Origin of the sequence: Amycolatopsis sp. NPDC058278 (assembly GCF_042881395.1) — a bacterium.
GTDB lineage: Bacteria > Actinomycetota > Actinomycetes > Mycobacteriales > Pseudonocardiaceae > Amycolatopsis.
In genome coordinates this window covers 1-22329 of sequence record NZ_JBHVXZ010000146.1, presented here as the reverse complement: position 1 = coordinate 22329, position 22329 = coordinate 1, and the positions used below count along the sequence as shown (strand labels likewise).

Genomic DNA, 22329 nt, shown 5'->3' with positions numbered 1-22329 from the left:
CCTGAACACCCAAGGTGACCGCGGCGGGGGGTCCAGGGGGCGGAGCCCCTTGGCGGGGGTTTGGGGGTTCGACCCCCAAGGGACACAACGGAAGAGAGCCCTGTCTGCGCATTCCGCAGACAGGGCTCTCTCACGAACGAACGTGGCGGGTGAGGGATTCGAACCCCCGTAGGCAATGCCAACTGGTTTACAGCCAGTCCCCTTTGGCCACTCGGGTAACCCGCCCAGGCCGGTCGCACCGGCCGGGGGAAAGCTTACCCAAGGGGTCGGAGCGGGGGTCAACCGGGATACCCCTCCCCCGGTGGGGGCTAGGCTGGGTGGCCCCTGACAAGCGAGTACGAGGTGTGAGGACACGTGGCGGATCCCTCTTTCGACGTCGTGAGCAAGGTCGACCGCCAGGAGGTGGACAACGCGCTCAACCAGGCGAGCAAGGAACTGGGCACGCGGTTCGACTTCCGCGGCACCGGCACGACGATCAACTGGGCCGGCGAGGAGGCGCTCACGATCGAGTCCGAGACCGAGGAGCGCGCGCTGGCCGCGGTCGAGGTGTTCAAGGAGAAGCTGATCAAGCGCAGCATCTCCCTGAAGGCCTTCGAAGCCGGCGAGCCGGCGCTGTCGGGCAAGATCTACAAGATCTCCGGCAAGATCCTGCAGGGCATCGCCTCGGACAAGGCGAAGCAGATCGCCAAGTACATCCGCGACGAGGGCCCGAAGGGCGTCCAGGCCCAGATCCAGGGCGACCAGCTGCGGGTGTCGGGCAAGAAGAAGGACCAGCTGCAGGAGGTGATCGCCTTGCTGAAGGGCAAGGACTTCGAGATCGCGCTGCAGTTCACCAACTACCGGTGAGACACCCTCGTTGACCTGCGGGTATCCGGTTTCGGGTGCCCGTGGGTACAACGTCGGCGCAACCGGGCGCGGAGTCGAGGAGCGCCCCGCTCAGGACGGTGTCAGCGTCCAGCTCGCCTCGTAGCCCTCCACCTGCAGGTACGCCGGCCCGCGGACGTCGCGCTCCACCTGCAGGTCGCCGATCTGGTTGAGGATCAGGTCGTGGTCCTGCGGGGACATCACCCACAGCGCCACGTGCCCCCGCGTCTTCGCCGTGAACCGGATGCGGGTCACTCCCGCCGGGAGCTTCAGGACCGCGTCCCCCTTGCCGGCGGCTTCCTTGCCGGTCTCTGCCGTCGGGACGCTTCGGTGATCGGAGATCGTCGCCGTCCAGGGGGCGTCCGTGTGGACCGTCACCCGCTTCACCGGGCGGTCCGGCTCCGTGTTCATCCACGTCGTGCCCTTGTACGCGCCGATCGCGTTGACCAGGCCGTGCTCGCCGCCGTCGGTGTCGACGATCACGTTGGACGTGCACTTCGGGCACTCGAACGTCACGAAGCCCAACTGGTCCGCCGGCCACGACGTCTGGAACTCGCCACTCTCCGTCCCCGTGTGCGTCTCCGTCGGCACGTCACGCGGCACCGCCGGTGCCGACGATGTCGGAGAAGCCGGAAGAGCCGGGGCGGATTCCGCGACGATCTCGCCGTAGCCGGTCGACGGCGCGCACGCCGATGCCAGGACCAACAGCGGCAGCAGGCCGCCCAGCCGGATCTTCATCTTTCCCCCTCGGGGCCACCGCGACCCCTCCCGTGCTCTTTCGGCCCCGGTAGCGGGAGCGTTACCCGAACGCGTGAATGCGTCCCGTGGCTGCCGCTCGCCCGTGCTGTAATCGCGCGGTCACCGCGTGGAGGGGGTCGAGTTGCGCCGTTCGCTGGCCTTCGTGCTGACGCTCGCCGCCGTCGCCTCGCTGCTGACGCCGGCGAGCGCGGCCGAACGCAAGCAGCTCATCCCCGGCTTCGGCGCCTACGCTCGCCTGATCCGCCTCGAACACGGCCACGGGCGCATCATCGCCACCCTGACCAGCGAAGACGCCGATGGCAGGTTCGCCCCCGTCCTGGAGAGCACTGACGAAGGCGAGTCGTTCCACGAGATCGGCGCGATCCACGACCCCGACGGCCGGGCGGGCATGTGCTGCGGCACCGTCTACGAACTGCCGGAGCGCGTCGGCAAGCTCCGCGCGGGCACGCTGCTGTGGGCTGCGTCCTACCGGCAGGACGCCGGGCCGCAGCGCCGCGTCGGGATCCGCGTCTGGGCCAGCAAGGACGGTGGCCACTCCTGGAGCTTCCTGTCCGAGGCCGCGCGGTCGCACGCCATCGACGGCGTCTGGGAGCCCGAATTCACCGTCGACGCCGGCGGCACGCTCTGGCTCCACTTCGCCGACGAGACGCAGGCGCCGAAGTACGCGCAGGTGCTCAACCGGGTCGCCTCGACCGACGGGGTGAACTGGGGCACCAAGCAGCTCACCATGGCGATCCCGCCCGACCGCGTCCGGCCGGGCATGCCGATCATCCGGCGGCTGCCCGACGGCCGTTACTACTTCGCCTACGAGATCTGCAACTTCCGCGACCGCTACTGCGACCCGTACTTCAAGATCTCCGCCGACGGGGCCAACTGGGGCGACCCCGCCGATCCCGGCACCCGCGTCGACACCGCCACCGGCAACTACTTCCAGCACGCGCAGACGATCGCGCTGTTCCCCGGCGGCCCGAACGGGGTGCGGATCGTCATGGTCGGGCAGATCTACACCGACGCGAAGGGCGTGCCGCAGCCGCAGAGCGGCCAGGTCCTGCTCGCGAACGACGACTTCGGCAGCGGCCACTGGTACGAACTGCCCGCCCCCGTGCACATCACCGGCATCTGGAACAACTTCTGCCCCAACTACTCCTCGACCCTGCTGCCGGTCGACGACGGCCGGAACGTGCTGGAGATCGCCACCGAGGACGACTCCGGCTGCAAAGCCTACTTCGGTAAGGGATCCGCCCTCGAGGAGCGGCCCGTAGGGTGAGGAGGTCTCAGCCACGGGAAAGGGAGGCCGTCCATGAAGGGCATCGTGCTGGCCGGAGGCAGCGGGACACGTCTGCACCCGATCACGCAGGCGGTGTCCAAGCAACTGCTGCCGGTCTACGACAAGCCGATGGTCTACTACCCGATCTCGGTGCTGATGCTGGCCGGGATCCGCGAGATCCTCGTCATCTCCACCCCCACCGACCTGCCGATGTTCCGCAGGCTGCTGGGCAACGGCGACCAGTTCGGCCTCTCGTTCTCCTACGCCGAGCAGGCGAGCCCGAACGGGCTGGCCGAGGCCTTCGTGATCGGCGCGGACTTCATCGGCGACGACGACGTGGCGCTGGTCCTCGGCGACAACATCTTCTACGGCCAGGGCTTCTCCAGCCGCCTGCAGCAGGCCGTGCGGGAACTCGACGGCTGCGTCCTGTTCGGCTACCCGGTCAAGGACCCCGAGCGCTACGGCGTCGGCGAGGTCGACGAGGCGGGCAAGCTGCTCACCATCGAGGAAAAGCCGCTGAAGCCGCGCTCCAACAAGGCGATCACCGGCCTGTACTTCTACGACAACCAGGTCGTCGACATCGCCCGCGCGCTGAAGCCGTCGGCGCGCGGCGAGCTCGAGATCACCGACGTCAACCTGACCTACCTGCGCCAGGACCGAGCCACGCTGGTCGAGCTCAGCCGCGGGTTCGCCTGGCTCGACACCGGCACGCACGACTCGCTGCTCGAAGCCGGCCAATTCGTGCAGGTGCTGGAGCACCGCACCGGCGTGCGCATCGCCTGTCTCGAGGAGATCGCGCTGCGCATGGGCTTCATCACCCCCTACGAGTGCTACGCGCTCGGCGAGAAACTCGCGAAGTCCGGCTACGGCGACTACGTGAAGGCAGTCGCCGTCGCAGCGGGAGCGTCGGCCTAGAAGAGCTGCTCGCGCCGCCCTGGCTCGCGTAGTCCAGCGTCGCGACCGACGTCGAGACGGGGAACGGCTCGGTGTGCGTGGTGGTGACGGCCGCGGGCCCGGGATTCCCGCTCCCACCGGCCGGGGTCAGAACGGGCGGCGGGCCATCTCTTCGAGCCGGGCGATGCGGTCGGAGATCGGCGGGTGGGTCGAGAACAGCTTGCTCAGGCCCTCACCGGGGCGGAACGGGTTCGCGATCATCAGGTGCGACTGCGACACCAGCTGCGGCTCGGCGACCAGCGGCCGCGCCCGCGTGCCGGCGTCCAGCTTCCGCAGCGCCGAGGCCAGGCCCAGCGGGTCACCGGTCAGCTCGGCCCCGGACGCGTCGGCCTGGTACTCCCGCGATCGGCTGACACCCATCCGGATGATGGCCGCGGCGATCGGCCCGACGAAGATCAACAGCAGGCTGAGCAGGGGATTGGCGTCGCGGTTGTTGCTGCCGAAGAACAGCGCGACGTTCGCGAGCACGCTGATGACGCTGGCCAGCGCGCCGGCCACGCACGAGATCAGGATGTCGCGGTTGTAGACGTGCGAGAGCTCGTGGCCGAGCACGGCCCGCAGCTCGCGCTCGTCGAGCAGTTCGAGGATGCCGGTGGTGCAGCACACCGCCGCGTGCCGCGGGCTGCGGCCGGTCGCGAACGCGTTGGGCGCGACCGTCGGGCTGATGTACAGCTGCGGCATCGGCTGCCGGGCGACCTGCGCGAGCTCGCGCACGATCCGGTACATCGCGGGCTGCTCGACCTCCGACACCGGCCGCGCCCGCATCGCGCGCAACGCCAGCTTGTCGGAGTTGAAGTAGGCGAACGCGTTCATCCCGAGGGCGACGACCAGCCCGATGACCAGCGCGCCCCGGCCGAAGAGCCCGCTGAGCGCGATGATGATCGCCGACAGCAGGCCGAGCAGCAATGCCGTCTTGAGTCCGTTCTGGTGCCCGTGCACGCGCGCTCGCCTCCGTCCGCTGTCCCGAGTGGGTTTACCCAGTGGAAACAACGCGATCGGGGGACGCGAAGTTCCTTCAGGTCGAGATGGCGCGGGTTACGCTCGGGCGGCGAGATGATCAGGAGCGGAGGCGCCCATGCGCGGTGGCCGGCTATCCCGGCGAACCCTGTTCGCCCTGGTCACGGCGGGCGTCGGCACCCTCGTCCTGCCCGGGTCGGCGCGCGCGGCGGACGTCCGCTCGCTCGACCTCGGCGGGGCACCGGCCGGGGTGGCGGTGAACCCCGTCACCGGCCTCGGGTACGTCACCGACGCCCAGGCCGGGACGGTTTCCGCGGTCGATCCGCGCAGTGCGTCGGTCGTCGACGTGGTCCACGTCGGCGGCGCGCCCGGCGATGTCGCGGTCGACTCGCAGGCGGGCCGGATCTACGTCGCGAACCCGCCGGCGGGCACGGTGGTGGTGCTGGACAGCCGGACCCACGACCTCGTGAGCGTGATCGGCGCGGGGGCCGGTGCCTCGGCACTGGCGGTCGACGAGGAGGCCAACCGCGTCTACGCGGCCAGCGGCGCCACCGGAACGCTCGCCGTGCTCGACGGCGTCAGCTGCACGCTGGCCGCGCTCGTGCCGGGCCCGCAGCGGGCGTTCGCCGGCATCGACGTCGACCCCGGCCGCAAGCTGGCCTACTGCGCGAGCGCCGCCACCGATTCGGTCGAGGTGTTCTCGATCGACAGCGGGAAGTTCGTCGCATCGGTGAAGGTCGGGCGCAACCCGACCGGCGTCGCGGTGCACCACGCGAGCGGCACGGTCTACGTCGCGAACTCCGGCATCCACCACATGTCCATTGTGGATGCGGCGACGCGCACCGAGCGCAAGACCGTGTTGCTGCGCAGCGAATCCTCCGCGCTGGCCGTGCACCAGGGGACGAACACGGTGTACACCAACGGCGGCCAGAACGGCCTCACCCGCGTCGATGGCACGGCGGGCACGCTGAGCGGCGAGCTGTCGCTGGGCGTCAACCCCGGTGACGTCGCCGTCGACCAGCGGGCGCGCACGGTGTGGGTCACCGATCCCCTGCACGGCCGGGTCTTCCTGGTCCGCGATTTCTGACCGGGCAGCTGGGGCAACTCCAGGTATACGGTCGGGAAGCATGAAACTCGGACTGCAGATCCCCGACTTCACCTGGCCGAACGGGGCGTCCGCGCTGGGCGCCGACCTGGCCGCCGTCGTCCGCGCGGGCGACCGAGCGGGCTTCGACTCCATCGCCGTGATGGACCACTTCTTCCAGATCGGCGCCGTCGGCCCGACCGAAAACGACATGCTCGAGGCGTACACCACCCTCGGCTTCATCGCGGCGCACACCGAGCGCGCCAAGCTGCTCACCGTCGTCACCGGCGTCCTCTACCGGCACCCCGGCCTGCTGGCCAAGGCGATCACCACCCTGGACGTGCTCTCCGGCGGCCGCGCGATCCTCGGCATCGGCGCGGGCTGGAACGAGGAGGAGTCCCGCGGGCTGGGCTTCCCGTTCCCGTCCGTGAGCGAGCGGTTCGAGCTGCTGGAGGAGAACCTCCAGTACGTGCTGCAGATGTGGGCCGACGGTGACGCGCCGTTCAAGAGCAAGCACTTCGACGCCGGACGGCTGCTGAACGTGCCGCAGGCGCTGTCGAAGCCGCGGCCGCCGATCATGATCGGCGGCGGCGGGGAGAAGAAGACGCTGCGGCTGGTCGCGAAGTACGCCGACGCCTGCAACCTCTTCAACGGGCCGGATCTGGAGCGCAAGCTCGACGTGCTGCGGCAGCACTGCGAGAACGAGGGCCGCGACTACGACTCGATCACCAAGACCGTCTACCACATCCTCGACGTCGGCGAGAACGGTGAGAAGTCCGGCGAGCTGCTGGCCGAGCTGGAGCGGCTGAACGGGCTCGGCATCCAGGTCGCGCTCGGGATGGTGCCGCACGTCCACCGGCCCGTGGTGCTGGAGAAGTTCGCCACCGAGGTCATCCCGGCCGCCGAAAAGCTCGCCTGAGCCACCCGGCGAGGAGAGCCCTCTCCGCCGAGCGGCGGGGAGGGCTCAGCCGTCTTTGGCGACCACCCGGGTCAGGGCCGCGATCCCGATCCCGGCCACCGCCACCACGATGCCCACGACCAGCCAGCCCACCAGCGCGAGCACCACGCCGGTGACCGCGAAGAGGGCGAATTCCAGCAGGAAGCGGGCCGGTTCCGGGAGGCGGCGGCGCGCCCGCGGCGCGACGAACAGACCCCACAGCGCGGCCGCCGCCACCGGCAGCAGGACCGCGTCGACGATGGCCAGCACCACCCCGCCGCCGAGCTGACTGCCCGCCAAGGCCAGCCCGCCCAGCAGCGCCAGCTCGGTGAGGAAGCGGACCGTCAGCACCACGCCCGGGAACCCGCTCAGGCGGGGAGTCGGCTGGGAAGTCATCCGGCCAGCCTAGGAGCAGGTCCACTGTGGACGTTACGGGTTCGGACGGGTACGGTTGGTGATTCCCGCCACAGTTACGCCATTCAGGTTGCGGTTCCGAATCGGTCCACCAGCGGCTCCCGCGTCGCTGTAACGACCTCCCGGCGCCGGTCGACGTGTTAAACGCACATCGCGACCGCGAGCCAAGGAGCCTGGTAGATGACCACATGTCGACTCTGCGGTTCGACAAACACGGCCAGTGTCGTCGACCTCGGCGCGACTCCCCCGTGTGAGCGATTTTTGCCGGCGGAGCAGCTCGACGAGCCGGAAGCCACCTTCCCGCTCCACCTGAAGGTCTGCACCGACTGCTGGCTCGCCCAGATCCCGCCGCTGATCGACCCCGGCGACACCTTCACCGAGTACGCGTACTTCTCGTCCTTTTCGACGTCTTGGGTCGAGCACGCGAAGCGCTTCGTCGACGGCGCGGTCGAGCGGCTCGGGCTCGGTGAGAAGTCGTTCGTCGTCGAGGTGGCGAGCAACGACGGGTACCTGCTCAAGCACGTCGTCGGGTACGGGATCCGGTGTCTGGGCGTGGAACCTTCGGTGAACGTCGGGCAGGCGGCACGCGACGCCGGGGTGCCCACGCTGACCGCGTTCCTCTCCGAGGAAACCGGCCTGAAGGTGCGCGAAGAGCACGGGCCGGCCGACCTCGTCGCCGCGAACAACGTCTACGCGCACATCCCCGACGTCCTCGGCTTCACCAAGGGCCTCCGCGCCCTCGTCGCCGACGACGGCTGGGTCTCCATCGAGGTCCAGCACCTGCTCACGCTGATCGAAAAGAACCAGTACGACACGATCTACCACGAGCACTTCCAGTACTACACGGTCGAATCCGCGCGCCGAGCACTGGCGACCGGCGGGCTGACCGTGGTCGACGTCGAACTCGTGCCGACGCACGGCGGGTCGATCCGGCTGTGGGCGCGTCCCGACGAGGTCGCGGGCGAGCCCAGCGAGCGGATGACCGACGTGCTGGAGCGCGAAAAGGCCGCCGGGCTGCACGAGCTGTCCGGGTACACCGAGTTCGCCGAGCGCGTCACCCGCGTACGGCTGGACCTGCTGAAGTTCCTCATCGAGGCGCGCAACGACGGCAAGACCGTCGTCGGCTACGGCGCCCCGGGCAAGGGCAACACCCTGCTGAACCACTGCGGCATCCGGACGGACCTGCTGCAGTACACGGTCGACCGCAACCCGTACAAGCACGGCCGGTTCACCCCCGGAACGCGCATCCCGGTGCTGCCCCCGGAGCGGATCGAAGCCGACCGGCCCGACTACGTGCTCGTCCTCCCGTGGAACCTCCGGGAGGAATTGACCGAACAGCTTTCCCACATCGGGGCCTGGGGCGGAAAGCTCGTGTTCCCGATCCCCCACTTGGAAATCGTCGAGGTGCAGTGAAGTGAAGGTCGTCCTCTTCTGCGGTGGCTACGGGATGCGGATGCGCAACGGCGCGGCCGACGACATCCCCAAGCCGATGGCGATGGTCGGTCCGAGACCGCTCATCTGGCACGTGATGCGCTACTACGCGCATTTCGGCCACACCGAATTCATCCTGTGCCTCGGCTACGGCGCGGCGCACATCAAGAACTTCTTCCTGAACTACCAGGAAACCATTTCCAACGACTTCGTCCTCCGGAACGGGCAGGCGGAGCTGCTGTCCACCGACATCGCGGACTGGACGATCACCTTCGTGCAGACCGGCATCGAGTCGCCGATCGGCGAGCGGCTGCGCCGGGTGCGCCCGTACCTCGACGGCGACGAAATGTTCCTCGCGAACTACGCCGACGTCCTTTCCGACGTGCCGCTGCCCGACATGATCGAGCGGTTCTCGAACTCCGACTCGGGCGCCTCGATGATGGTCGTGCCGCCGCAGTCGTCGTTCCACTGCGTGGAAATGGACGAGGGCGGCAAGGTCGGCTCGATCACCGCGGTGAGCGAAATGCCGCTGTGGGAGAACGGCGGCTACTTCGTGCTGCGGCAGGAAGTGTTCGACCACATCCCGGAGAACGGCGACCTGGTCGCCGACGGCTGCGGCGAGCTCGCCAAGCGCGGCCGCCTGCTGGCCTACCCCTACCGCGGGTTCTGGAAGCCGACCGACACGGTCAAGGAGCGGGCGGCGCTGGACGACGCCTACACCCGCGGAAACCGGCCCTGGGCGCTGTGGGAGCGCGCGGCCGCGAGCATCGCGTGATCGGGCTGCGACCGGAACGGCTCGGCCGGGTCGTCGCCCTCGGCGCGCACTGCGACGACATCGCGATCGGCGCCGGCGGCACGCTGCTGACGCTGTGTGAGTCCCGCCCCGGCCTGCGGGTCGACGCCCTGGTCCTCTCCGGCGGCGGCACGCCCCGCGAGGACGAGGAGCGGGCGGCGCTGGCGGCGTTCTGCCCGGGCGCGGACGTCGACGTCACGGTGCTGAAGCTGCCGGACGGCCGCTTCCCGGCCCACTGGGAAGAGGCCAAGAACGCCCTCGAGGACCTGCGGCGGCGGACCGACCCGGACCTCATCCTGGCCCCGCGCACCGACGACGCGCACCAGGACCACCGCGGGCTGGCGAAGCTGGTGCCGACGACGTTCCGCGACCACCTGGCGCTCGGCTACGAGATCGTCAAGTGGGACGGCGACCTCGGCAGCCCCTCGGTGTACCAGCCGCTGTCCGACGAGCTCGCGGAGGAGAAGGTCCGGCTGCTGCAGGAGCACTACGCCTCGCAGCGGCAGCGGCCCTGGTACGACCGCGAGGCCTTCCTCGGGCTGGCCCGGATCCGCGGGATCGAAACCGCCGCGAAGTACGCCGAAGCGTTTTTCGTCAAGAAACTCACTCTCGATCTGAAGGGCTGAATCCGATGCGGGTGTTGCTGACGGGGCACAAGGGCTACCTGGGGACGGTGATGGCCCCGGTGCTCGCCGCCGCCGGCCACGAAGTCACCGGCCTGGACTCCGGGCTGTTCGAGGACTGCCTGCTCGGGCCCGCCCCCGCCGACCCGGCCGGGCACGCCGTCGACCTGCGGGACGTCTCCGCGGAGCACGTCGCCGGTTTCGACGCGGTGATCCACCTGGCCGCGCTGTCGAACGACCCGCTGGGCTCGCTCGCGCCCGAGCTGACCTACGACATCAACCACCACGCGTCGGTGAAGCTCGCGAAGCTGGCGAAGGACGCCGGCGTGCAGCGGTACATCTACGCGTCAACCTGCTCGGTGTACGGCGCCGGCGGCGACAACCTCGTCGACGAGGACGCGCCGCTGCGGCCCGTGACGCCGTACGCGGAGTCGAAGGTGCGCGTCGAAGCCGACGTCCACGAGCTCGCCGACGACGACTTCACGCCGGTGTACATGCGCAACGCGACCGCGTTCGGCTACTCGCCCCGCCTGCGCGGCGACATCGTGCTGAACAACCTCACCGCGCACGCCCACCTGTCCGGCGAGGTGCTGGTGCTCTCCGACGGCACGCCGTGGCGGCCGCTGGTGCACGCCCAGGACATCGCGCGGGCGTTCGCCGCCGCGTTGACGGCGCCGAAGGAGGCCGTGCACAACAAGGCCTTCAACATCGGCACCGAGGAGAACAACGTCACCGTCGCCGAGATCGCCCAGGAGGTCGTCGAGGCCGTGCCGGGCTCGACGCTGAACATCACCGGCGAGGCGGGCGCCGACCCGCGCTCGTACCGGGTCGACTTCTCGCGCTTCCGCGCGGCGATCCCCGGCTTCGCCTGCGACTGGTCGGTCAAGGACGGCGCCGTCGAGCTCATCGAGGCCTACCGCAAGTTCGGGCTCACCCGGGAGTCGTTCCAGCAGCTGTTCACCCGGCTGGCCTGGCTGAAGAGCGAAGGCGAAGCCGGCCGCGTCGACGCCACCCTGCGGCGGAAGTAGTGGCGGGCCCGCAGCTGCGGACCGGGGCGGAGCTGCACGCCCTGGTCGAGCGGCTGTACCCGATCTGCCGCAGCATCACCGGCGACGGCGTGCGGCAGACGTTGGACATCATCGGCGAGCACATCTCCCTCGAGCGGCACGAAGTTCCGACCGGCACGGCGGTGCTGGACTGGACGATCCCGCAGGAGTGGAACATCCGGGACGCGTACGTGGCCGCTCCTGACGGCACGCGCGTCATCGATTTCCAAGAGCTGAACCTGCACGTCGTCGGGTACAGCGTCCCGGTGTCGCGGCGGATGCCGTTGAGCGAGCTGCGGGAGCACCTGCACACGCTGCCCGAGCAGCCGTCGTGGGTGCCCTACCGGACCAGCTACTACGCCCCGGCCTGGGGCTTCTGCCTCGCCCAGGAGAAGCTCGACGCGCTGCCGGACGGCGACTACGACGTCGTCATCGACTCGACCCTTTCCGACGGCTCACTGACCTACGGTGAGCACGTCGTCCCGGGGCGCGTCACCGACGAGGTCATCGTGTCCTGCCACGTGTGCCACCCCTCGCTGGCGAACGACAACCTCGCCGGCATCGCGGTGGCCATCTCGCTGGCCCAGCAGCTGGCTGCGACGCAGCCGCACTACACGTACCGCTTCCTGTTCATGCCGGGCACGATCGGCTCGATCACCTGGCTGGCCCGCAACGCCTCGCGGATCGAGAAGGTTCGCCACGGCCTGGTGCTGGCGTGCGCGGGCGACCCGGGATCGTTGACGTACAAGAAGTCCCGCCGCGACGACGCCGAGATCGACCGCGTCATGCAGCACGTGCTGAAGTCGCGGGAGCACCGCGTTGTCGACTTCTCGCCGTACGGCTACGACGAGCGCCAGTTCTGCTCGCCGGGCTTCAACCTCGGCGTCGGCTCGCTGACGCGCACGCCGTACGCGGGTTACCCCGAGTACCACACCTCCGCCGACAACCCGGGTTTCGTGTCGCCCGCGGCCATGGAGGACACGCTCAGCACGCTTCTCGACGCCTTCGGCGTCCTGGACCGCAACCGCCGGTACGTCAACCTCAGCCCGTACGGCGAGCCGCAGCTCGGCAAACGCGGGCTGTACGACTCGCTCGGCGGCCGCAGCGACGCCAAGCAGGCCCAGATGGCGATGCTGTGGGTGCTCAACCTCTCCGACGGCGAGCACTCGCTCTTGGACATCGCCGAGCGCGCCGGGCTGCCCTTCGGCATCGTCGACGTCGCGGCCCGTGCCCTGCGCGACGCCGGTTTGGTCAAGGAGTGAGCGACGTGGCCAACCATCGCCGTGCGCCGCGCTCGATCTTCCGGTCGGGCGCGGCGCGCGCGATGGCCGGACGGTTGAGCTGGGGCCTCGGCGACCAAGCCGTGTCCAGCCTGACCAACTTCGCCGTCGGGCTGTACGTGGCCCGCTCGCTCGGCACGTTCGCGTTCGGCATCTTCAGCCTCGCCTGGGTCACCTACGGCGTGGTGCTCAACATCTCGCGCGGCCTCGCCACGGACCCGCTGATGGTGCGGTTCAGCGCCGTGCCGGAAGACCGCTGGCGATCGGGCGTGGCGAGCGCGTCCGGCACCGCGATCGGCGTCGGCTGCGTGACCGGGCTGGTCAGTCTCGTGGCCGGTCTGGCCGCGGGCGGCCCGCTCGGCAACGCGTTCGTCGCGCTCGCCGTGGTGTTGCCGGGTCTGCTCCTGCAGGACGCCTGGCGCTTCGCGTTCTTCGCGCGCGGCGCGGGCAAGAAAGCGTTCGTCAACGACTGCGTGTGGGGCGTGGCGCTGCTCCCGGCGCTCTACGTCGCCGCGCAGATCCACACGGTGGTCGCGTTCGTGCTGGCCTGGGGCCTTTCCGGCGCGGTCGCGGCCCTGTACGGCGGGTTCCAGACCGGGATCCTCCCGCACCCGCGGGAGATGGCGGGCTGGCTCCGGACGCAGCGCGACCTCAGCGTCCGGTACCTCGTCGAGAACGTCAGCAACAGCGGCGCGTCGCAGCTGCGCGCCTACGGCCTCGGCGCCATCACCGGGATCACCGCCGTGGGCGCGGTCCGCGGCGCCGAGCAGCTCCTCGGCCCGTTCCTGGCCCTGCTCATGGGGCTGTCCCTGGTCACCGTCGCCGAGGGCGCGCGGGTGCTTCAGCGGGCGCCGCACCGGCTGAAGCACTTTTGCGTGATCCTCGGCGGCGGGCAGGCCGCCGCCGCGCTGTGCTGGGGCCTCGGCCTGCTGCTCTTCGTGCCCGACGGCGCCGGCCGCTGGGTGATGGGCTCGGTGTGGGACTCGTCGTCCCCGCTGATCCTGCCGGTCACCCTCGCCGTGGTCGGCGCGAGCTTCGCCACCGGCGCGGCGGCCGGCTTGCGCGCGCTCGGCGCGGCGAAGCGGAGCCTGCGGTCGCAGCTGATCGCCTCCCTGTTCTACGTCACGTTCGGCATCACCGGCGCCTTCCTCGGTGGTGCCGCCGGGTCCGCGTGGGGCGTCGCGACCGCGACGCTCAGCGGGTCCGTCGTCTGGTGGCTGCAACTGCGGATCGGGCTGCGCGACTACGTGCCGCCGGGGGCCGACGAGCCCACCGTGGTGTTCGAGCCGATCAAAGAGCCGATCAAGGAATGAGGACTCCATGACCACCGTCCCGCGGCTGAGCCTCGGCCTCCCGGTGTACAACGGCGAGGAGTACCTCGCCGAGTCACTGGACGCCCTGCTCGGCCAGACCTACGAAGACTTCGAGCTGATCATCTCGGACAACGCCTCCACCGACGGCACCGACGAGATCTGCCGCCGCTACGCCGAGAAGGACTCGCGGATCCGCTACGTCCGCCAGCCGAAGAACATCGGCGCGACGCCGAACCACAACTTCGTGTTCGACGTCTCCCGCACCGAGCTCTTCAAGTGGGTCTCCCACGACGACCTGTACGCCCGCGACCTGCTCAAGCGGTGCGTCGAGGCCCTCGACGAGCGCCCGGACGTCATCCTCGCCCACTGCGACCAGGCGATCATCGACGGCGAAGGCCGCATCGTCCAGCCCCTGCAGTACACGCTGAACACGGCGTCCCCGCACGCGCCGGACCGCTTCCGCAGCATCCTGTTCGAGCCGGGCGGCGACGACTTCTACGGCGTCATCCGCGCCGACGTCCTCCGCCGCGTCAAGCCGCTGGACAGCTACCACCACGCCGACCGGACCTACTCGGCCGAGATGGCCCTGCACGGCCCGTTCCACCAGGTGCCCGAGCTGCTCTACTTCCGCCGCGACCACCCCGGCCGCGCGGAACGGGCCAACCCGACCATCCGGAGCCGGTGCGCGAATCTGGACCCGCGGCGCGCGAACCGGCTCCGGAACCCCACCGTCCGCCTGATCGGCGAGTACGTCTTCGGGTTCGCGGACCTGATCCGCCGCGCGCCGATCTCGGCCGCCGACAAGCGCGAGTGCTTCGGCCACCTCGGCGCCTGGCTGACCAACCGGGCCCGCTCCGGCCACGGCGAGCGCGTCGAGGACCGCGCGCCGACCGCCTCGGACGTCGCCACGGTCAACGAGATCGTGGCCGGCCGGGAAGGCAGGCTCGCGTGAAACGTGCGCCACGCGTCGGCGTGTTCGGCCTGCTCGGCTCGGGGAACCTCGGCAACGACGGTTCTCTCGAAGCCGTGCTCGGCTACCTGCGCGCCGAGTACCCGGATGCCGTGCTGAGCGCCCTGGTCGGCGGCCCGGAGCTCGTCCGCGAGCGGTACGGCCTCGACGCGACGCCCCTGCACTGGAACCAGTCCGAGTACGAGACGGCGTCCGGCCTGCGCTCGGTCGCCCTCAAGGGCTTCGGCAAGCTGGTCGACATCGCGCGGACCGCGGCCTGGGTCCGGAAGCAGGACGTCGTCATCGTGCCCGGCATGGGCGTGCTCGAAGCGACGCTTCCGCTGCGTCCCTGGGGTTTCCCGTATTCGCTCTTCCTCCTCTCCTCCACCGGCCGCCTCTTCGGCACCAAGGTGGCGCTCGTCTGCGTGGGTGCGAACCACATCAGTGCCCGGGCGACGCGGACGCTGGTCCGCTGGTCCGGCCGGCTCGCCGCCTACCGCTCCTACCGCGATGACATCTCGCGTGACGCCATGCGCGCCATGGGCGTCGACACGAGTGCCGACCAGGTCTATCCCGACCTCGCGTTCTCCCTCCCCACGCCGGCCGCCGTCGGCGAACCGGGCACCGTCGGCGTCGGCGTGATGGCCTACTACGGCGGCAACGACGACCGCGCCGAGGCCGACCGCATCTACCGCCACTACGTGGACACGATGAACCGTTTCGTCGCCTGGCTCGTTGACCAGGACAGACCCGTCCGGCTGTTCATCGGCGACCGGATCGACCGGCAGGTCGTCGACGAGATCATCGAGAAGACCGCTTCCCCGCTGGTGACGGCGGCTCCGGCGGAGACCCTGGACGAGCTGATGCACGAGATGGCCTCGGTGGACAGCGTGGTGGCCACGCGCTACCACAACGTGCTCTGCGCCCTGAAGGTCGCGAAACCGACCGTGGCGATCGGCTACGCACCGAAGAACGACGTCCTCATGGCGGAGATGGGCCTCGAGGGCTTCACCCAGCGGGCGAAGACCGTCGGCTTCGACCGGCTCGTCGAACAATTCACCGAACTGGAGAACCGTTCGGCGGAACTTCGCCAGACGCTCCTGGAACGGAACGAGATGAACGCGCAACGGCTCAAGGACCAGTTCGCCGCCCTTTCGGCGGCCCTCTTCGGGGGTGGGCGATGAAGGCCATTCCGGTGCCCGAGATCGACGGCGCGTATCTGTTCGAACCCACACCGCACACGGACCAGCGAGGCTTCTTCAGCCGGACGTTCGACCTCGACGTCGTCGCCTCGGTCGGCATCGACCCGGACGGCTTCGTCCAGGACAGCCTTTCCCGCTCCCGCAAAGGGGTCATCCGCGGGATGCACCTGCGTGGCGGGGCCGGCGAGGCGAAGCTGGTGCGGTGTTCGCACGGCGCGATCTTCGACGTCGTGGTGGATCTCCGACCGGATTCGCCGACATTCCGGAATGTGAAAACCTTCGAACTTTCCGGTGATACCCAGGTTTCCGTGTACATCCCGGCGGGGTGCGCACACGGATTCCAGTCACTCACGGATCCCTCTGACGTTTCGTACCGTATCGATCGGGCGCACGATCCTGAAGAGGACATTACGATTTCGTACAAAGACCCTGAATTGGACATTTCCTGGCCACTGGCGGTCACAATGGTCAGTGACCGGGACGAACGGGCGCCCTCTCTCGGAGAGGCGTTGAAACCAACGAGGTGAACCACGACATGGGAACGAACCTGCCCCGCTCCACGAAGGCGGACGAGCGGCTGCACCGGGTCATCCCGGGTGGTGCGCACACCTACGCCAAGGGCTCGGACCAGTATCCCGAAGGGATGGCCCCGGTCATCTCCCACGGCCGCGGCGGCCACGTCTGGGACGTCGACGGCAACGAGTACGTCGAGTACGGCGCGGGGTTGAGGGCCGTCAGCCTCGGCCACGCCCACCCGCGGGTCCTCGAAGCGGTGCGCGGCGAACTGGACAAGGGCAGCAACTTCATCCGGCCGTCGATCATCGAGGCCGAGGCCGCGGAGCGGTTCCTCGAGAACGTGCCGACGGCCGACATGGTGAAGTTCACCAAGAACGGTTCGGACGCGACGACCGCCGCGGTCCGGCTGGCCCGCGCCGCCACCGGCCGCAAGCTCGTCGCCAAGTGCGCCGACCACGCCTTCTTCTCCACCGACGACTGGTTCATCGGCACCACGCCGATGAACGCGGGCATCCCGGACGAGACGACCGAAGCGGTCGTGTCCTTCCCGTACGGCGACCTGCAGGCCACGGAGGAGCTGCTGCAGCGCCACGAGGGCGAGATCGCGTGCATGATCCTGGAGGCCGCCGCGGCGATGGAACCGCCGCCGGGGTACCTGCAGGGCCTGCGCGAGCTCACCACCCGGCACGGCGTCGTCCTGATCTTCGACGAAATGATCACCGGCTTCCGCTGGTCCGCCCACGGCGCGCAGGGCCTCTACGGCGTCACGCCCGACCTCTCGACCTTCGGCAAGGCGCTCGGCAACGGCTTCGCGGTGTCGGCGCTGGCGGGCAAGCGGGAGCTGATGGAGATCGGCGGCCTGCACACCGATCGCGAGCGGGTGTTCCTGCTCTCGACCACGCACGGCGCGGAGACCCACTCGCTGGCCGCCGCAATGGCGGTCATGGACGTCTACCGGGACGAAGACGTCATCGGCCGCATGCACGCCCTCGGCGACCGGCTCGCCGCCGGCGTCCGCGAGGTGGCCGCCGGGATCGGCGTCGAGGACCACGTCGTCGTCCGCGGCCGGGCCAGCAACCTCGTCTTCGGCACGCTCGACGAGCAGGGCAAGCCGTCCCAGCCGTACCGGACGCTGTTCCTGCGCGAGCTGATCAGCGGTGGCGTGCTCGGGCCGTCCTTCGTGGTCAGTGCCGCGCTCACCGAAGCGGACATCGACAAGACCATCGACGTCGTCGCCCAGGCCTGCACGGTGTACCGCAAGGCCCTCGACGCGAACGACCCGGCGCCGTGGATGGGCGGGCGCCCGGTGCAGCCCGTGTTCCGCAAATACGCCTGATCCCCGCACGAGCGAGCCGGATTCACCCGTTGGGTCCGATAAGGACACTTGAGGGTGACTGCTTTCCGGCCCGTTCGTGCGTAACTTCCTGCCATGGGTAGATCTCGTGCGGTTCTCGTCGCTGCTTGCTCGCTCCTGATCGCCGTGGCGTGCCCGGCGGTGGCGGGCGCCGCCGACGGGCCGGGTCCGGTGTGCGGCCACCAACCCGCCGGGTACGGGCAACCACCCTCCGGAGCTGTCACCGTCGAGCCGGCCGTCGACGGCGACCTCGCGGCCAAGACGGCGGCGAACCCGGCGGGCACGACGTTCTGGCTCCGGCCCGGCACCCACACGCTCGGCAACGACGAGTTCGGCCAGGTCGTCCCCAAGGACGGCGACGTGTACCTCGGCGCGCCGGGCTCGATCGTCGACGGCCGCGGCGTCAACCGGGCGGCCTTCACCCAACGGGCCCGCAACGTGGAGATCCGCGGCCTCACCGTCCGCGGGTTCGCCGCGCTGCAGGACCAAGGCGTGGTCAACCACGACTCCGGCGACGGCTGGCTCATCGAGAACACCACCATCGAGGACAACGCGGGCGCGGGGCTGATGGCCGGCGCCGGCCAGGTCGTGCGGCACAGCTGCCTGCGCGACAACGGCCAGTACGGGCTCAACGCGTACCAGGCGGGCGACGGCATCACCGGGCTCGTGCTGGACGGCAACGAGATCACCGGCAACAACACCGGCGACTGGGAGGCCAAGGTGCCGGGCTGCGGCTGCAGCGGCGGCGCCAAGTTCTGGGCCGTGAACGGGGCCGACATCCGCGGCAACTGGGTCCACGGCAACCACGGCGCCGGGCTGTGGGCCGACACGAACAACAACGACTTCCTCATCGAGGACAACCTGTTCGAGGCCAACGACGCCGAGGCGCTGTTCTACGAGACCAGCTACAACCTGGTGCTGCGCGGCAACACGTTCCGCGGCAACACCCTGGTCCAGGGCCGGACGTTCGCGGCGCGCGGCGACAACTTCCCGGTGGCGACGGTGTACCTGTCGGAATCGGGCGGCGATCCGCGCGTGCGTGCCCGGACGTCGGCCATCGACATCAGCGGCAACACGTTCGAGGACAACTGGGCCGGGATCACGTTGTGGGAGAACGCCGACCGCTTCTGCAACAGCCCGGCGAACACCTCGACGGGCTACTGCACCAAGTCGGCGGCAAAGTCTGCCTGCGCCGCGGGCACGATCGAGAAGGCCCCCGCGTACGACGACTGCCGCTGGAAGACCCAGCGGGTGGAGGTCCACGGCAACACCTTCCGCTTCGACGCCGGCCGCATCGGCTGCACGAGCCTGTGCGGGCGGATGGCCCTGCTGTCGAACTTCGGGACGTTCCCGGATTGGTCGCCCTACAAGGGAACTGTGGTCGAAGAGGCCGTCACCTTCCGCCAGGCCAACCGGTGGCACGACAACTCCTACTCCGGGCCGTGGACTTTCGTGGCGCATGACACCTCCAAGACGGTCGACGCTGCGAGCTGGCGGGCAAAGCCCTACTCGCAGGACGAATGCTCTTCGTTCGGCGGTGGGCCCGCCGGCTGCTGATCAAAGCTTGCCGGCGGGGTCCGACAGTTTTTGATCGCCCGCGCGCCGACGTTCGCGACTTCTGTTGCCACCAAAGGAAAAAGTCGCGAACGGAGAATTTCGGACAGCGCCGGGTTCACCCTTTTCAGCGATGGCGTTCGCACGGGTGTTCGGTACCGTCGGAGACATGTCCGCTCCCACCGACCTCAACCGCGACGCGATCGACGTCGTCGTGTTCGACGCCATGGGCGTCCTCTACTCGAGCGCCGACGACGTCGGCGAGCTCCTCGTCCCCTACCTCCGCAGTCACGGCTGCGTGCTGCGTCATGACGAAATCGCCCGGCTGTACGAGGAATGCAGCCTCGGCGAATTGTCGTCCACGGAGTTCTGGGCGGCGACCGGCGCTTCCGGTGCGTCGGACGAGGAGTACTGCCGCAACCACCGCCTCACCGAGGGCATGGTGACCCTGCTCGCCGAACTCGACGTCACCGGAGTGCGGCTCGCCTGCCTGAGCAACGACGTCAGCGAGTGGTCCAAGCTGCTTCGCGAGCGCTTCGGGCTCAGCGAGTACATCACCGACTGGTTCATCAGCGGCGACATCGGGGTGCGCAAGCCCGCTCCCGAAGCGTTCGCCGCGCTGTGCCGGCGGCTCGACGTGATCCCCGAACGGATCCTGCTCATCGACGACCGAGAGGCGAACGTCGCCGCGGCTCGCACGGCGGGTCTCCAAGCCCTGCGGTTCGGCAGTCCTCGACTGTCCACAACGGACCAGCTGAGAAAGGAGCTCAGACCGTGGTGAAGCGCGCGCTCGGCTCCCCTCGAAGACGACCGGCGGGCAACCGCCGGTTACAGAGGACGAGCAGCAGATCCTGGGCCGCACCGGTGAGTGGTGTGCCGGTGCCGTACGACCAGTCGAGGTCGTCGGCACGCAGGGCGACGCCGGTCAGATCGGTACCGAAGTACTTGACCTGCTTGGGTTTCATCGCGGCGAAGATGACCTCCAGGCGTTCCAGCGGAACCCGCCGCTCCAGCTGCAGGGCGGTCGTGATGTCGAGGCCGTGGATCACGTCGTGGCTCAGCGCACCTTCCGCACCCCCACCCGGCGGCCGCCACGGGTGGTCGGCGTTGTCGCGCAGCGAGGCGACCAGCGCCTCGCGGGAAAGCTCGGCCGCCTCCCGGCGGGCGACGCGGTCGGCCATGACGTTGAAGCGCCCGCCGGACTTCGCCAGTTCCCGCACGAACCGGCCGGTCGAGAGCCGGAACGGCATGGTCATGTGGGCCACCACCTCGGCAACGCGCCAACCGGCGCACAAGGTCGGCGCCACCCACGCGGACGGTGGCAGTTCATCGAGGAGCGCGGCCAGCTCCCGCCGCTCGGCGGCGATCAGCTCCTGGATCATGGGGGTCTCCTTCACAGGTAGGTCACCCCACCGACGAACGAGGCCCGCCAGGACCGACACCACCCGCCAACCGATCGAAGACGCCGGCTCTTCGCCCGGCCGCCCGGTCACGACACCGGCAAACCGGTCCGGCCGATGCTCAGAGCCGGTCGGCGACGCGGTCCAGTACCCACGCGGTCACCGGGACGGCCGCGAGCGCGGCGCAGAACCCCCCGGCAGCATCCGTCGGATAGTGCGCGCCCAAGGCCACCTCGGCCCACCCCATCGCGACGCCGGCGACCAGGGCCAACCCCAGGGCGAGCGCCACCGCGGCCGCACGCCCGAGCGCCAGCCGGTCGGTGAGCAACAGCCCGATGACCAGCGCGAGCGCCGTCGCCATGGCCGTGTGCCCGCTCGGGTAGGACAGGAACTCGCCGTGGATGGTGCGGCCGACCAGCGGCTTCAGCACCGTCGTCACCGCCACCGTGACCACGACGCCGAGCACCGTCAGCACGGCCGTCCGGACGCGGTGGGCCAGGAAGCAGACCCCCGCGAGCAGGGCGATCAGGATCACCGACCCCGCCGGTTCGCCACCGAAGTCGAAGACCAGGGCGACGTACCGCCACGGCGGCTGAACTCCGTCGATCGACGGGAGGAATGCCGCGTCGATGCCGGTCAGGCCCGAGTCGTGGAAGTGGAGGATGCCGAGGGCGACGAGCACCGCCGTCGCCAGGGCGGCCGACATCGCCAGCGGGGCGCGCAGCACGGCCGGCAAGGCCGCGGGCGCCGTCCGGACCAGCTGCCTCACGCCTTGATCGCCGCCTCGTACCCGGCGATCAAGCGGTCGAGGCCGACCGCGGGTGTGAAGTCCTTCTCGTACCGGACGCGGGCCGCGTCGCCCATGTCGCCATTGCGGTCGCCGGCGACCGCACGCAGGCGGTCCGCGAGCGAAGCCTCGTCGTCCGGCACGTGCAGGAGACCCGTGACACCGTCGTCGACCAGCTCGGGGAACGCGCCGTGCGCGGCCGCGACCGTCGGTACGCCGGCGGCCATCGCCTCGACCACCACCAGGCCGAAGGCCTCCAGCCAGGTCGACGGCGCGACCACCGCGATCGCGTCGGCGGTCAAGGCGCGGCACTCCGCCTTGTTCTGGAGGCCGACGTACGAGACGTCGGGGCGGGCGGCCGCCCAGGCCGCGACCTCGTCCTGCATCGGGCCGGTGCCCGCGATGACCAGCGGCACCCCCAGGGCGCCGCCGAGACGCTCCCAAGCCCGCATCAGCAGGCCGACTCCCTTCTCCTCGGTGACGCGGCCGAGGAACAGCACGTGCTTGCCTGCGCCGGTGCGGCGGACGCCGGGATCGGTGACGAAGTTGTGCTTCACCGCCATCCGCTCGCCGGGCATCCCGGCCGACACCAGGAGGTCACGTTGGGCCGCCGAAATGCAGAAGAACCGGGAAACGCCCGTCCACCACCGGCGCCGGTTCGCAACCATGCTCGTCGCCATCGGGAGCGTGGCCGCGCTAGAACCGCGGTAGCAGCCGTGCTTCACCGCCGGCAGCGGTGAGCCGCCGACACACTCGGTGCAGATGCGGCCGTCGCGGTGGAGTGTGCCGGGTGGGCAGACCATCGTGTAGTTGTGCAGCGTCGCGACCGCGGGCACCCCCGCGTC

Annotated in this window: 23 protein-coding genes and 1 tRNA gene; 17 read left to right on the top strand and 7 right to left on the bottom strand. The window is 69.8% G+C overall.

Going from position 1 to position 22329, the window contains the following annotated elements; translation table 11 throughout:
* Positions 1 to 143 precede the first annotated feature (143 nt).
* Positions 144 to 225 (bottom strand) — tRNA-Tyr (locus ACFVYA_RS43390).
* 129 nt (positions 226 to 354) lie between these two features.
* Here ACFVYA_RS43390 and ACFVYA_RS43385 point away from each other — a divergent pair.
* Positions 355 to 846, top strand: a complete 492-nt coding sequence (locus ACFVYA_RS43385; protein ID WP_285988025.1) for a YajQ family cyclic di-GMP-binding protein — start codon at positions 355 to 357, stop codon at positions 844 to 846.
* A 90-nt stretch (positions 847 to 936) separates the two neighbouring features.
* Here ACFVYA_RS43385 and ACFVYA_RS43380 read toward each other — a convergent pair whose 3' ends face one another.
* The gene (locus tag ACFVYA_RS43380) at positions 937 to 1602 is read right to left on the bottom strand and encodes a hypothetical protein (RefSeq protein WP_387053602.1); all 666 of its coding nucleotides are present in this window, start codon (positions 1600 to 1602) and stop codon (positions 937 to 939) included.
* A 127-nt stretch (positions 1603 to 1729) separates the two neighbouring features.
* On the opposite strand from ACFVYA_RS43380, the gene ACFVYA_RS43375 reads away from it, so the two are divergent.
* The gene (locus ACFVYA_RS43375; protein WP_387053600.1) at positions 1730 to 2890 is read left to right on the top strand and encodes a sialidase family protein; all 1161 of its coding nucleotides are present in this window, start codon (positions 1730 to 1732) and stop codon (positions 2888 to 2890) included.
* Positions 2891 to 2923: 33 nt separating this feature from the next.
* Positions 2924 to 3805: a glucose-1-phosphate thymidylyltransferase RfbA gene (rfbA, locus tag ACFVYA_RS43370; protein ID WP_285988016.1), complete on the top strand. Its 882-nt coding sequence runs from the start codon at positions 2924 to 2926 to the stop codon at positions 3803 to 3805.
* A gap of 126 nt (positions 3806 to 3931) precedes the next feature.
* On the opposite strand, the gene htpX is transcribed toward rfbA, so the two are convergent.
* Positions 3932 to 4783: a zinc metalloprotease HtpX gene (gene htpX, locus ACFVYA_RS43365; RefSeq protein WP_387053597.1), complete on the bottom strand. Its 852-nt coding sequence runs from the start codon at positions 4781 to 4783 to the stop codon at positions 3932 to 3934.
* Between the two features lie 136 nt (positions 4784 to 4919).
* On the opposite strand from htpX, the gene ACFVYA_RS43360 reads away from it, so the two are divergent.
* Both ACFVYA_RS43360 and ACFVYA_RS43355 read left to right on the top strand, forming a co-directional pair.
* Positions 4920 to 5888 (top strand): YncE family protein, encoded by a 969-nt coding sequence (locus tag ACFVYA_RS43360; RefSeq protein ID WP_387053595.1) that lies wholly within the window; start codon positions 4920 to 4922, stop codon positions 5886 to 5888.
* A gap of 40 nt (positions 5889 to 5928) precedes the next feature.
* Positions 5929 to 6804 (top strand): LLM class F420-dependent oxidoreductase, encoded by an 876-nt coding sequence (locus ACFVYA_RS43355; RefSeq protein WP_387053593.1) that lies wholly within the window; start codon positions 5929 to 5931, stop codon positions 6802 to 6804.
* A 45-nt stretch (positions 6805 to 6849) separates the two neighbouring features.
* Here ACFVYA_RS43355 and ACFVYA_RS43350 read toward each other — a convergent pair whose 3' ends face one another.
* Entirely contained in the window at positions 6850 to 7218 is a 369-nt protein-coding gene (locus tag ACFVYA_RS43350) for a YrdB family protein (RefSeq protein ID WP_387053591.1), read from the bottom strand.
* 198 nt (positions 7219 to 7416) lie between these two features.
* On the opposite strand from ACFVYA_RS43350, the gene ACFVYA_RS43345 reads away from it, so the two are divergent.
* The 12 genes from ACFVYA_RS43345 to ACFVYA_RS43290 all read left to right on the top strand — a co-directional run bounded on the left by ACFVYA_RS43345 (position 7417) and on the right by ACFVYA_RS43290 (position 20078).
* A complete protein-coding gene (locus ACFVYA_RS43345; RefSeq protein ID WP_387053589.1) occupies positions 7417 to 8649 on the top strand; it encodes a class I SAM-dependent methyltransferase in 1233 nt (410 codons plus the stop codon).
* 1 nt (position 8650) lies between these two features.
* Positions 8651 to 9442 carry a glucose-1-phosphate cytidylyltransferase gene (locus ACFVYA_RS43340; RefSeq protein ID WP_387053587.1) on the top strand — a complete coding sequence of 264 codons (792 nt, stop codon included), beginning with the start codon at positions 8651 to 8653 and terminating at the stop codon, positions 9440 to 9442.
* Positions 9439 to 10086: a PIG-L deacetylase family protein gene (locus ACFVYA_RS43335; protein ID WP_387053585.1), complete on the top strand. Its 648-nt coding sequence runs from the start codon at positions 9439 to 9441 to the stop codon at positions 10084 to 10086. The genes ACFVYA_RS43340 and ACFVYA_RS43335 overlap by 4 nt, the downstream gene beginning before the upstream one ends.
* A gap of 5 nt (positions 10087 to 10091) precedes the next feature.
* Positions 10092 to 11111 carry an NAD-dependent epimerase/dehydratase family protein gene (locus ACFVYA_RS43330; RefSeq protein ID WP_387053583.1) on the top strand — a complete coding sequence of 340 codons (1020 nt, stop codon included), beginning with the start codon at positions 10092 to 10094 and terminating at the stop codon, positions 11109 to 11111.
* Positions 11111 to 12391, top strand: a complete 1281-nt coding sequence (locus ACFVYA_RS43325) for a DUF4910 domain-containing protein (protein ID WP_387053581.1) — start codon at positions 11111 to 11113, stop codon at positions 12389 to 12391. The genes ACFVYA_RS43330 and ACFVYA_RS43325 overlap by 1 nt, the downstream gene beginning before the upstream one ends.
* Before the next feature lie 5 nt (positions 12392 to 12396).
* Positions 12397 to 13722 (top strand): hypothetical protein, encoded by a 1326-nt coding sequence (locus tag ACFVYA_RS43320; protein WP_285988006.1) that lies wholly within the window; start codon positions 12397 to 12399, stop codon positions 13720 to 13722.
* A 7-nt stretch (positions 13723 to 13729) separates the two neighbouring features.
* Entirely contained in the window at positions 13730 to 14674 is a 945-nt protein-coding gene (locus tag ACFVYA_RS43315; protein ID WP_387053579.1) for a glycosyltransferase family 2 protein, read from the top strand.
* Positions 14671 to 15855: a polysaccharide pyruvyl transferase family protein gene (locus tag ACFVYA_RS43310; protein ID WP_387053577.1), complete on the top strand. Its 1185-nt coding sequence runs from the start codon at positions 14671 to 14673 to the stop codon at positions 15853 to 15855. Before ACFVYA_RS43315 ends, ACFVYA_RS43310 begins: the two co-directional genes overlap by 4 nt.
* Positions 15852 to 16400, top strand: a complete 549-nt coding sequence (locus ACFVYA_RS43305; RefSeq protein ID WP_387053575.1) for a dTDP-4-dehydrorhamnose 3,5-epimerase family protein — start codon at positions 15852 to 15854, stop codon at positions 16398 to 16400. The genes ACFVYA_RS43310 and ACFVYA_RS43305 overlap by 4 nt, the downstream gene beginning before the upstream one ends.
* Positions 16401 to 16408: 8 nt before the next feature.
* On the top strand, positions 16409 to 17725 hold the full coding sequence (locus ACFVYA_RS43300; RefSeq protein ID WP_387053573.1) for a glutamate-1-semialdehyde 2,1-aminomutase: 1317 nt from the start codon (positions 16409 to 16411) through the stop codon (positions 17723 to 17725).
* A 93-nt stretch (positions 17726 to 17818) separates the two neighbouring features.
* On the top strand, positions 17819 to 19300 hold the full coding sequence (locus ACFVYA_RS43295; protein ID WP_387053571.1) for a right-handed parallel beta-helix repeat-containing protein: 1482 nt from the start codon (positions 17819 to 17821) through the stop codon (positions 19298 to 19300).
* 166 nt (positions 19301 to 19466) lie between these two features.
* Positions 19467 to 20078, top strand: a complete 612-nt coding sequence (locus ACFVYA_RS43290) for an HAD family hydrolase (RefSeq protein ID WP_387053569.1) — start codon at positions 19467 to 19469, stop codon at positions 20076 to 20078.
* Here the strand turns inward: ACFVYA_RS43290 and ACFVYA_RS43285 are convergent.
* The 3 genes from ACFVYA_RS43285 to ACFVYA_RS43275 form a co-directional block, all read right to left on the bottom strand.
* Positions 20065 to 20679: a maleylpyruvate isomerase family mycothiol-dependent enzyme gene (locus ACFVYA_RS43285; protein ID WP_387053567.1), complete on the bottom strand. Its 615-nt coding sequence runs from the start codon at positions 20677 to 20679 to the stop codon at positions 20065 to 20067. The genes ACFVYA_RS43290 and ACFVYA_RS43285 overlap by 14 nt on opposite strands.
* 139 nt (positions 20680 to 20818) lie before the next feature.
* A complete protein-coding gene (locus ACFVYA_RS43280) occupies positions 20819 to 21466 on the bottom strand; it encodes a phosphatase PAP2 family protein (RefSeq protein ID WP_387053565.1) in 648 nt (215 codons plus the stop codon).
* Positions 21463 to 22329 (bottom strand): glycosyltransferase family 4 protein (locus ACFVYA_RS43275; protein WP_387053563.1); only part of this gene is annotated, 867 nt, incomplete at its 5' end. The genes ACFVYA_RS43280 and ACFVYA_RS43275, both read right to left, overlap by 4 nt.